This window comes from Paenibacillus riograndensis SBR5, from assembly GCF_000981585.1.
In the GTDB taxonomy this organism is placed as follows: Bacteria; Bacillota; Bacilli; order Paenibacillales; family Paenibacillaceae; genus Paenibacillus_AQ; species Paenibacillus_AQ riograndensis.
Map to the genome: position 1 here is coordinate 5,619,843 of NZ_LN831776.1, position 11,214 is coordinate 5,631,056.

Here is an 11,214-nt window from a genome sequence, read left to right on the forward strand (position 1 = left end):
GCGCAGCACACATAGCATTCTATTGCAGGAAGTACAATCATGCAGCAAAATCTCTATTGTTACCCGGGCCAGGCCGGGAATCCATGAAGATATCTATGAACCACGCTCAGTAAATCCCAGCCCCGCATATCCAAGCTCAGTATATGGTGCGTTGGCCGGCATCGCCAATGCCGCTTTTCCGGTAAAAGTACGTATTGATCTGATCGCGCCATTCTTTGGCATGGTCTGCCTGCTCTTTCAGCCGCTCCTCTACTTGAATGTACAAATCCTCTCTGATGCTTCCCTTCAGGCTGCTCCAGGCAGCCAGCAGCTCCGCCGCACGCTCCGCGCCTTCGAAGTGGGTATCATAGATATGCTGGATCACGGTTTTGCCGGAATGAAGCACATGGGTATAAGGGACATGATGGAAGAACAGCAGCAGTTCATCCGGGCATTCTTCCACAGAATCATAACGCTCGGCATTGGTGCCTATATATTGGGCACTGTACCCGGTGCCGGTCTTCACCGTCCGGTCTACACCGATTCCCTTATGGTCTGCATAATGGTATGTGCCCCACTGGGAATATTCATAACCGTCCACATTCGGTCCGTAATGATGTTCGGGGTTAATCATCCAGCCTACTCCAAGCGGTGCAGTATAGGATTCGTAGATATTCCACGAATCCAGCAATATCCGGCTAATCACGCCGGAGACGGCCGGATCTGGACCGAAAGTCAGGGAGATCCATTCAGCGGCAATAGCCTCTGCCGTCAGCTCCGGATTCCAGGCGAGGCGGCCGTAGCCGTACAGATTCGCCTGGGCCAGCAGGTGGCCGGTCCAATTCCGGTCATTGCCGGTATTGGATACGGCCGCAATGCCGCTGTGGCGGCTGCCCCATAGGGACCCGTCCACGATACGCTTCACCGGAGAGGCTTCTCCTTGGGCATAAGTGTTGAAGTCCAAGACCTCTTTCCATTGGGGTACCAGATAACATACATGGCGCTGCTGCCCGGTATATTCCTGGGCAATCTGAAATTCAATCACCTGATTGGTCTGCTCAAGCGCCCCGAACAGCGGGGATACCGGCTCTCTGACCTGAAAATCCATCGGCCCGTTCTTGATCTGCAATATTACGTTGTCGTTAAATTTGCCGTCAAGCGGTTTGAAATGGTCATAGGCTGCTCTAGCCCGGTCTGTCTTGCGGTCGCGCCAATCCTGCTTGCAGTTATACACGAAGCATCGCCAGATCACAAGGCCGCCGAACGGTTCAAGCGCTTCAGCCAGCATATTGGCCCCATCGGCATGGTCACGGCCATAGGTGAACGGACCCGGACGGTTTTCTGAATCGGCCTTAACCACAAAGCCCCCAAAGTCCGGTACCGCCGCATAAACTTCGGCTGCCCTATCCTGCCACCACTTGCGTACTTCCGGGTCCAGCGGATCAGCGGTCCCCACTTCTCCTTCATGCATCGGCCCGGCAAAGTTGACACTCAGGAACAGCCTGATGCCATACCGTCTGAATACGTCAGCAATTCCCGCCACCTCGGGCAGATACTTCGAGATAAACAAGGTTTCCAGGGCATGGACATTCACATTATTGATGGCAATGGCGTTAATTCCCACGGAGGACATCAGGCGCGCATAATCCCTGATCCGTTCAAGTTCGCCTGTAAATTGGTTGTTCTCATAAAAGAAGGATCTTCCCGCATATCCCCGTTCCACGCTGCCGTCAAAATTATCCCAGTGATTAATCATCCGCAGCCCGTTCACCGGGTTCACCACTTCGTCCAGCCCTTCAATATTCTTCAGGCTCCCGATCAGGCGCAGCAGGTGAAAGACCCCGTAGAGAACTCCCGCCGGTGATGCAGCGCCAATGGCGATGCAGCCTGCGTCCCCGCTGGTCCGGATCGCAAAACCCTCCGGGCCTACCTTACGTCTGGTTTCTTCCCCGAACACCCTGCGAATCAGCGGGTTCTCTCCCTGAAAGGTGCCAAATGCCACCGCCAAGCCTTGCGGATTCGCTTCAGACCCGACCTGGATGCCCAGCATGGATTGGATGCCTTTGCGCCATTCCTGGAGGGCAGCCTGGATGATGTCGTTCTCCTCGGTCACCTTTACGGCCCCGCACCATTTCAAATATAGATCACGCTGGTTACCGGGCGGCAGCGCCGGATAGCTTAGCCAGGCATGATATCCGCCGTCAGCCGTGATGGTGTTGAACGCTTGGGAGTGGCTCATACAGAGATTTCCTCCTTGATCTTGGTTAGCGAACGGTTGCCTGTGCCTTCGAGCATCCATAGGATGGCGGTAACTCCCCGCGGATAATATTTGCTTCCGCCGATAAGCCCGGATAAAATCTGATCACTCCAGCACCAGTAGGACAGCTCGGGATGGAGCAGCCAGCGGACATGTGCGGCATCTGCAGCAAGTCCGGCTTCATCCCAAGGCAGCTGCAGAATCTCCCTGGCAATGAACTGGGACAGATAGATTTTGCTGAGCCAGGAGTTGTTGCTGGTAGATGACAGCTTCCAGCCTCCGTCCTCAAAGAGGCATACGCCCGGAACGAGCACATTTGCCAGATGTGTGTTCAACGCGCTCAGATACCCGGCAAACCTGCCATTGGGATCAAGCGCAGCTTCACAGCCGGTGAACAGCGGGAACACAAGCCCTTCGATCGCCGGAATAATGCAAGACGTATTGTCTTCATTGATGATTGCCGGAATATAGCCCTCACTGTTCAGCTTGGAGGCTATGGACGCGGCGCATTTCTCAGCCTGCTGTCCCGCCGCTGCCGAGAGCTCAGCCAGGCCCTCCTGCTTGAAAAATTTCTCCAGTGCCACATAAGCCGCCCAGCATTTGCCTGCCATGTAAATATTATTGCGCGACTGTCCCAGGGAAGTGTCCAGACTGTCGTACGTGGTGATTTCGGCACCGCCCTCAGTGCGGGTGCTGTCCAGCCCCATCAGACCATTGCGCAGATGGCTCTCGGGATGGTCGCGGTTCAGCATGCTGTCAAAGCAGGCGCGAAGCGTCGGCAGCATATGACCGATGAACTCCCGGTCCCGGGTCTGTTCAATATAGACCAGCGCCGAGCACAGCCAGTTAACCAGCTCTTCATGGCTCATATATGAAAAGCAATCATCCAGTCCTGCCATCTCATAGGCGGAATACTGCGGCCGCGAGAATACATTGGCTACACCAACATCATGGGTAAAGGTAATGCCCCCGGGGTATTCCTCCGTCCCGCCGGGAAATACGACCTTGTCCTCGTAGCTGTACCGGTCCACGAACAATTCCAGTTCATTTCTCACGGTCCAGGGGTTCATCACCAGCTCAAAGAACAGCTGATCCGCCGTCAGATCGAGCGTATTCATCATCCGGTATTCGCCTTCGTTCACAATCCAAAGGGGCTTGCCGTCAGCCTCCAGCAGCTGGGTGCTGCCATAATAGCTGTGAATCGCATGCGCCAGCATAAAGGACTGGTCCTCTGTAAGGCGGGCAGATTCGATCCAGGCGTTACCGGCTGCGCAGGAACCGGTCAGCTCGTCAAAATGCTCCAAGGCATAACCTGCAACGGCTTCGATATTTTTAAAATAGCGGGTATACGCATAGCTGGCATCTATACCTGCCGTAACCAGCCCGCCCCGGTAAAAGCAGATGGCAAAGCGGTAGGTCCGCTTTTCTCCCGGAGGAACCTCCATCATAATGGCTCCTGTTCCCCCCAGCCCAAAAGCAAGATTATGCTCCAGCTTGGCTTCAAGGATCTTCTCCATGGTGAAGCCGAGGGCGGTTTGCACCCCTTCGTCTTTACAGGCTATAGCCGTCAGCCGGCCTTGTCCAACGCCTTCAAATTCACCGTTGCTGGTATCCCGGAGCCTGCGCATGGAGCTGTAGGCATCGCCGCCTTCGTAGCCGAAGAAGCCTTTTCTCGTAAAGGTGCCCTGGGTATTATCCAGTGTCAGTTCAGCGAATACGGCTGGCAGAATCGCGGCCTTCAGTTCCTCTTCATCCGCAGCGGCCGGATCGGGAACGGAACGCACTGGCGAGTAGATGGTAAACGTCAGATCCCCCGCATTCCAGGTATCCGTTGCCGGACGCAGGGTTCTGGTAATCTTCCCGTCTTCATATGGCCGCAAAACAATCCGGGAAGGCTGATACCAGCCGCTTGGCTTATCCCTGTCGTTTCCGCCCGGCGAAGACGGGAACACCTCCTGCAATTCCTTGGCGGTTTCGTCCGCTTTTTCTATATCATATCTGGCGCCTGCATCTTCCACACGCTCGAAGAAGGGCAGCACGTCATACGTTTCGCCATCTCCAGACTGGAAGCCAACATACACATTCTGGTCCGCCGGCTTGCCCAGCTCCAGTCCAAGCCCCCCGTTTTTCCCTTTGAAGCCCAAGGTGAAGCTGGCAAAGGCCCCGATAGGTGAGTGTTGAACATTATAGAATAAATTGGTTTTTGTCATAAAGACTCCTTTCTGGAACTTCAGCTTGGCTTTCTTGGTTTCTTGGGTTACTTCACTTCCTTGGTTCATGTTCATCCTAACATGGCCTCCAGGGTGCGAACATTGTCAAATCAAGCAGATATTTACCCAAATCAAGCTGAATCCTGCTATAGTGTTAGAAAGGATATACTTTAGATTGAATGCAACCATATCAAAAGGAGAGTCTGTATGGTATCAGCCTTTATACCGCCTGTCCACGGCCACAGCATCAGCGAGACGATCATCCCCGATGTGAAAACAACACTGAACTTATTCGGCATGCATCTGCGGAAGGTGCGCGGAGAATGGGAGTATCCCGTTCACGCCCATCCGCAATACGAATTTAATTATGTGCTTGAGGGCGAGCAGCAGCTTGTCGTCAATAACCGCAGCTATATGCAGAAGGCTGGAGACCTGGTCTTGTTAAGACCAGGCGATTCCCACTCCAGCAAAAGCGGCAACGGCAAACCCTTCACTTATTTCTGCATTCATTTTGACATCGATGACAAGATTCTGATCTCACTGCTCAGCCGCCTGAATCATGTTCTCTTCGAATCCGGCAGCACCATTGCCCATAAATTAGGCCCTGTCTTCACCAGGCTGGTGGAGATTTCAAGCACCATCTCTGGAGATATCACCATGTCGCAGCGGATGAGGCTGCAGTCTGCGGTGTTTGAGCTGTTCGGGCAGCTGTGGGAAGCCTTTTCCATCGAGGCGAATTTACCCACAACGGGCACCTACGAAAAGGTAGAGCTTGCCCACCAGATCCGCAGCCGCCTGCAGGGGCTGGTTTTTCAGCAATTTCAAATGGAGCTGCCCTACGACAGCCATTACGGCATTGATGATATAGCCGCTGAGCTGGGCATCAGCGCTTCCCACTGCTACCGCGTGTTCCGGCAGGTATTCGGGGTGTCGCCCCGGGAATTCCTGTCCGAACAGATGCTTCATGAGGCAAAGGTTCTGCTGGATGATTCAAGCCTGTCCGTAAGCCAGATCTCAAGCCTGCTGGGCTACCGCGATATCGCCCACTTCAGCCGCCAGTTCAAACGCTGGTACGGGAAATCGCCGCGTGAGTACAGGGAAGCGGATAAATAAAAAACGGACCCGCCCTTGGGAAAGGCGGTATCCGTTTCAGGTTACCTCGAAAGCTCCTTATACTCAAAATAATCAAAATCCGCAGCATGAAAGGTGCCGCTGAGGTCCTGGGCACACATCCCGATAAAGGTCCCCGTAAACCTGATGTACGCCGGGAAATCATCGGATAGATGATAAATATCCAGGCTGGGGCCAATCTTTTCCCAGAGGGTACTGCCAACGCTGTAATAAAATTGCGCCGACTCCCGCTCGATCAACACCTTCAGCCGGCAGCTTGCACCGGGCAGCAGAGGAATCTGAGCACATATAGAATCGTCGTATACGCCGTCCACGGACCGGACTATCCCCAGGCACTTGCCCAGCACTTCATCATGAGTGATCCGCAAGTATACATAATCCTTCGTATCATAATAGACAATCAGCCCGGCCATTTGCTGAAAATGCTCCGGCTCGAACTCAAGCTCTGTTTCAGCACTGCAGCAAAAAGCCTGCTGGCGCAGGGCAACCAGACTCTGGCGGTGCAGGGAGCTCATCGATTCTCTTCCTCTCAGGCGCAGGAACCCTTGCCGTTCCTTCAGCGAGAGCCAGGATTCATCGGCAGGAACACGCAGGGTGCTCCAGCGCACATCCAGCTCCGGTGCGTCAAAATCATCCCTCTCCGCAACTGCCGGAAAGGGGTGAGCCGGAATATCCGGGCCTTCGACAGTAACGGAAGGCCGGTTTGTTCCATCCGCAAGGGCCAGCCATGCTTCCTCTGTAAACACGCAGCGCTGTATCGCAGTCTCCCGGCCCAAATTGCAGTACTTCTCCTTCACCGGCCGGCCGCATAAGTGAACCATATACCACTCATCCGTATGCGTGTGGACCAGACAGCCATGCCCCGCCTTTTGCAGCTCCAGCTCGCTGTTGCCGGCGGAAGTCAACAGCGGATTATGGGGGGCGGTTTCATAGGGACCTTCAATATTTCTTGAGCGGGCGACGGTCACTGCATGGTTGTACTGCGTGCCGCCTTCAGCCGTAATGAGGTAATACCAGCCGTCTTTCCGGTACAGATGCGGGCCTTCCGTTAGCCCCAGCGCTGTCCCTTTATAGATAGGAAACACCGGACCGATCAGCCGTTCCAGCTCTGCCGAATACTCCTGCAGAACAATTCCGGCGAAGCTGTTCTTGTCCGTCCGGTGATCCCACCGCATATTGACGAGCCATTTGCGCCCGTCCGAATCATGGAACAGGGACGGATCAAAACCGCTGCTGTTCAGATAAACCGGCTCAGACCAGGGGCCTTCGATATTCCGGGCAGTGACCAGGTAATTGGGAGTATCCTTGAACGCCCCCTGTCTGCTTTTTACGTCGGTATAAATCAGATAAAAGATTCCATTGTCGTAGCTGAGACACGGTGCCCACACCCCGCCGGAGTCCAGATCCCCTTCCATATCAAGCTGTGATTTGCGTGTAAGCGCATGCGTCAGCATCCGCCAATGGACAAGATCACGGGAATGATGGATACGGACGCCGGGAAACCATTCAAAGGTAGATGTAGCAATATAATAATCTTCTCCTGCCCTGCAGATGGACGGGTCCGGATGAAAGCCGCGGAGAATCGGATTCTGAATTAGACTTCTGCTCATTATTTCCACCCCAATGCTTGCCGGCCCGCTTCGAGCGCGGTAATGATTTTATCGGTATCATAGACACAGCCTTGCCAGGTTCCGCCGCTTACAGCCTGCAATGCTGCCCACAGCCTGGTATCATCCGGCAGTCCCGGATCAACAGCCAGGAGCGGGTGAGCGGTCCGGGCGGCCAGAATGTCCACCCCTGCTTCAGGCGAGCCGGGCTGTTCGCCGTCACCAATCAGATTTACACTACCTTCAAGCTTGACCGTATCGACAATGACCTCGACCCAATCCCCATCCCGGAGTCTGCCAAGCGGACCACCCGCCAACGCTTCCGGACCGATATGCCCGATGCAGGCTCCCGTGGACACACCGGAAAAACGGGCGTCGGTAATGAGCGTAACGTACTTGCCAAAGGGCAGATGCTTCAGCGCGGAGGTCAATTGATACGTCTCTTCCATTCCGGTTCCACTTGGGCCGCGGCCGATGACCGCAAGAATATCTCCCGCCCGGATAAGTCCGTCCTTGATGCTCCGGATCGCATCCTTTTCTGCGGTAAAAACCTTAACTCTTCCCACATGCCGGTAGACGCCTTCACTGTCCAGAACCGAAGGATCTATGGCTGCCGATTTGATGACCGAGCCTTCCGGAGCCAGATTGCCGATGGGGAACGTCATTGTGGAAGCAAGCCCCTGCCGCTTTGCCTCCCGGGGACTCATAATGACGGTATCCGGATCAATGCCATCCGCCTCTTGGAGACGTTGCCTCATATCCTTCCGCCGCTGCGAAGTTTCCCACCAGTCCAGGTTTTCTCCAAGCGTCCTGCCTGTTACCGTCCGCACCGAATCGTCGATCAGCCCCAACCGGCGCAGATACAGCATCACTTCAGGAACACCTCCAGCAAGAAACACCCGGATCGTCGGATGTGGAACAGGACCGTTCGGCAGCACACTGACCAGGCGCGGTACCCTGCGATTGACGGCATTCCAGTCCTGGACGGTTGGAATGCGCAGGCCGGCGGCATGGGCGATGGCAGGCAAATGGAGCAGCAGATTCGTGGACCCTCCAAACGCCGCATGAACTACCATCGCATTCATGATTGCCTGGTTGGTCAGAATATCCTTCATGACCATTCCGCTATGCTCCATATGCAGCAGCGCGCGGGCAGACTGGCGCCCCATGTTCTTCCATACAGGCTGTCCCGAAGGGGCCAGAGCGGAATGGGGAACCGACAGGCCAAGCGCCTCGGCAACCACCTGGGCCGTCGCGGCGGTCCCCAGGAATTGGCAGCCGCCGCCGGGAGTTGCGCAGGCCCGGCATCCGAGGTCCGCTGCCTCTTCCAGAGACAGCTCACCATTGCTGAATCTGGCCCCGATGCTCTGCACTTTACCGGCATCCTCCCCATGAACAGGGGGCAGAGAGACTCCGCCCGGCACAATAATCCCCGGCAGGTCCCGCATGCCAGCCAGGGCCACCATCATTGCAGGCAGCCCTTTGTCACAGGTGGCTACACCAAGCACCCCTTTGCGCGTAGGCAACGAACGGATTAAGCGGCGCAGCACCATGGCCGCATCGTTCCGGTACGGCAGGGAATCGAACATTCCCGCTGTTCCCTGGGAGCGCCCGTCGCAGGGATCGCTGACATAACCCGCAAACGGAATTCCCTGCTGTTCAGTAATTTCCTGCGCAACTTCCTCCATCATCAGCCCAATTTCCCAGTGGCCGGTATGGTAGCCAAGGGCAAGCGGACTGCCGTCCTCGCGCCGTATTCCCCCCATTGTACCCAGGATGAGATATTGCGGCCTGTTCAGGAGCAGCGGATTCCAGCCCATTCCCGAATTTTGCGTCATCCCGAATATTTCACCGCTTGGGGCACTCCGCAGCATTTCACCTGTAATAGGCAGCCTGCCTGCAGGGCCCGCCGCAGCAGTATGTACTGAAGCTGACTGTCCGGGAGCTTCCCTCATGATTTCTTGCAAGCTTATTTCCACTGTTGGACCCTTCTTTCTTCATATAATCTGGCGCAAGCGGCAGAGCATTAAGCCAAGGACAGCTTCTTCCCAAGCAGGATTACTTCTTGAATCGCCGCTTCCTGCTTGTCCAGGTAGGCATGCCGCAGCATGGAGGTACTCACTGCCGCAACCGCATTCCCGGAAGCATCAAGGACCGGTGCGGCGACACAGCAGATTCCTTGAATAATCTCCTCCTGATCCACCGAATATCCGCTGCTGCGGATTTCCGCCAATGTTGCCGTGAATTCACTCCAGTCTGTTAGCGTATGTGAAGTTACCGGAGTTAAAATTCTGTCCGGGTACCTCCGGTCCAGCTCATCCGGCGGGAGCAGCGCGAGCATCATTTTTCCCATCGCTGTCGCATGTGCCGGAAACCGCATCCCCGGGCTGGACTCCAGCTTCACCAGCGATGGCCCTTCCAGCTTGGCCAGATAGATAATTTCACTCCGGTCCAGCACCGATAGCTGAAAGGTTTCGCCAACGGCCTTAATACTCTCTGCAGAAGCCTTGAGAAAATGTTCCACCAGATTGTAGTTCTGCTTGTGTGACTCATTGAACACCTTATTGAGATAAGCCACCCCTGCCCCAAGCGCATAGGCTTCCTTCTCATCCTTCGTCACCCAGTTCAAGGCTTCCATCGTCCGCAGCAGGGAGAACATCGAGCTTTTGTTGATGCCGGTTGCATCACACAGATCGGTCATTTTATATTCCCCGGGCTTCCGGGAAATCGCCGTCAGAATCAAATCAGCCCGTTCCAGGGCGGGAACCCAATATTTACGGTCCAATCCCTCTATCCCCTTTCTTAAAGATTATTAACAGTATCTGATCACCTCTTTGAGGCTGATCAGATAAACAATGTTTGGCAAAACATTGTTTGATAAACTTCCTTGAGTTCAATATAATAATCTTATGTTTATAATATCAAACTCGGAGGCGAAAACAAATGAATATTATTCATACAAATGCAGGCATTATTCCCCCCGTTCCCACCATCCTGAATGAACAGCAGAAATTCGACCGTGGCGGAATGCAGCTTCTAATCGACAGCCTGATAGACAAAGGTGTTCATGGCCTGTTCTTCCTGGGAACTGCCGGGGAGTTCAATCAGTTCGACGCGGGGGAACGGGAAGAAATTGCAGAGTTCTGCATTGATTATACGTACGGGCGCCTCCCGGTCTGGATTGGAACAGGCAGCAATACAACCTCCGAAGCGCTGCGCCTCACCCGGCATGCTGCCCGCAGCGGGGCCACTGGTGTTGTTGTCATCAACCCTTACTACTGCAAGCTAAGCGAGGAAAGCCTGTTCACGCATTATGCCGCCATTGCCGAAGCAGCAGAGCTCCCTCTGATGCTGTACAATTTCCCGGCGCTTACCGGCCAGGATTTGAGTCCCGCCTTTGTCAGACGCCTTGCAGCCCGCTACTCCCAGGTGGTTGGCATCAAGGAAACGGTAGACCAGCTAAGCCATATCCGCCAGATGATTCTGCTGGTCCAAGAAGTGAACCCGGCGTTCGCCGTGTTCTGCGGCTTTGACGAATATTTACTGCCAACCCTTGCCGCAGGCGGTGCCGGAGCCATCGCAGCCAGTGCTAATTTTGCCCCGCAGCTGATGCTTGGCTTATTCAGCAGCTTTCAGATGAATCAATTCTCAGAGGTGCTTGAATATCACCGGAAGCTGATTCAAATTCCGCCGCTGTATGCGCTGGATGATCCCTTCATTCCCGCCATCAAGGAAGCGGTCCGTTTGGCCGGTGTGCCCGTTCCTGCCTTCAGCCATTCCCCGGCAAATCCCTGGAACGATGAGAAGGAGCAGCAGTTGAAACAAATATTCAGCAACGCGGGGATTCCCTTTGCATAATGCCACCGCGTTCGTTCCCGAAACAAAACGGCTACTCCGTCCATCCCTGGACAGTATAGCCGTTTTTAATTTGTGGTTTAGGTTGTCTCGGGACTCCTGAGTCCGCCTTCAGGGGTGAAACACGCCTATATAAATTGAACTTGTGATTTTTCTATTTGGGATGGATCGTGAC

General features: G+C 54.7%; 7 protein-coding genes. 2 read left to right on the plus strand and 5 right to left on the minus strand.

The window, feature by feature from the left end; translation table 11 throughout:
* Positions 1 to 136 precede the first annotated feature (136 nt).
* Together PRIO_RS23920 and PRIO_RS23925 are read right to left on the minus strand one after the other, a co-directional pair.
* Positions 137 to 2,218 (minus strand): alpha-glucuronidase family glycosyl hydrolase, encoded by a 2,082-nt coding sequence (locus PRIO_RS23920; RefSeq protein WP_020429094.1) that lies wholly within the window; start codon positions 2,216 to 2,218, stop codon positions 137 to 139.
* Positions 2,215 to 4,446 carry a glycoside hydrolase family 52 protein gene (locus PRIO_RS23925; protein ID WP_039788740.1) on the minus strand — a complete coding sequence of 744 codons (2,232 nt, stop codon included), beginning with the start codon at positions 4,444 to 4,446 and terminating at the stop codon, positions 2,215 to 2,217. Before PRIO_RS23925 ends, PRIO_RS23920 begins: the two co-directional genes overlap by 4 nt.
* A gap of 207 nt (positions 4,447 to 4,653) precedes the next feature.
* On the opposite strand from PRIO_RS23925, the gene PRIO_RS23930 reads away from it, so the two are divergent.
* The gene (locus tag PRIO_RS23930) at positions 4,654 to 5,559 is read left to right on the plus strand and encodes an AraC family transcriptional regulator (protein WP_020429098.1); all 906 of its coding nucleotides are present in this window, start codon (positions 4,654 to 4,656) and stop codon (positions 5,557 to 5,559) included.
* A gap of 41 nt (positions 5,560 to 5,600) precedes the next feature.
* Here the strand turns inward: PRIO_RS23930 and PRIO_RS23935 are convergent, their stop codons facing one another.
* From PRIO_RS23935 to PRIO_RS23945, 3 genes are read right to left on the minus strand one after another with little or no spacing between them, the layout of a single operon-like run.
* Entirely contained in the window at positions 5,601 to 7,187 is a 1,587-nt protein-coding gene (locus PRIO_RS23935) for a glycoside hydrolase family 43 protein (protein ID WP_020429099.1), read from the minus strand.
* On the minus strand, positions 7,187 to 9,163 hold the full coding sequence (locus PRIO_RS23940) for a YjhG/YagF family D-xylonate dehydratase (RefSeq protein WP_407944470.1): 1,977 nt from the start codon (positions 9,161 to 9,163) through the stop codon (positions 7,187 to 7,189). Before PRIO_RS23940 ends, PRIO_RS23935 begins: the two co-directional genes overlap by 1 nt.
* Positions 9,164 to 9,210: 47 nt before the next feature.
* Positions 9,211 to 9,969: an IclR family transcriptional regulator gene (locus PRIO_RS23945; protein ID WP_020429106.1), complete on the minus strand. Its 759-nt coding sequence runs from the start codon at positions 9,967 to 9,969 to the stop codon at positions 9,211 to 9,213.
* Between the two features lie 158 nt (positions 9,970 to 10,127).
* Between PRIO_RS23945 and PRIO_RS23950 the strand changes: the two genes are divergently transcribed.
* The gene (locus PRIO_RS23950) at positions 10,128 to 11,042 is read left to right on the plus strand and encodes a dihydrodipicolinate synthase family protein (protein WP_020429108.1); all 915 of its coding nucleotides are present in this window, start codon (positions 10,128 to 10,130) and stop codon (positions 11,040 to 11,042) included.
* The last annotated feature ends 172 nt before the right edge of the window (positions 11,043 to 11,214 follow it).

Bases quoted from the DNA above. Each gene is read 5' to 3' on its own strand.
- PRIO_RS23920 (WP_020429094.1), bottom strand. From the start codon at position 2,218: ATGAGCCACTCCCAAGCGTTCAACACCATCACGGCTGACGGCGGATAT.
- PRIO_RS23925 (WP_039788740.1), bottom strand. From the start codon at position 4,446: ATGACAAAAACCAATTTATTCTATAATGTTCAACACTCACCTATCGGG.
- PRIO_RS23935 (WP_020429099.1), bottom strand. From the start codon at position 7,187: ATGAGCAGAAGTCTAATTCAGAATCCGATTCTCCGCGGCTTTCATCCG.
- PRIO_RS23950 (WP_020429108.1), top strand. From the start codon at position 10,128: ATGAATATTATTCATACAAATGCAGGCATTATTCCCCCCGTTCCCACC.
- PRIO_RS23930 (WP_020429098.1), top strand. From the start codon at position 4,654: ATGGTATCAGCCTTTATACCGCCTGTCCACGGCCACAGCATCAGCGAG.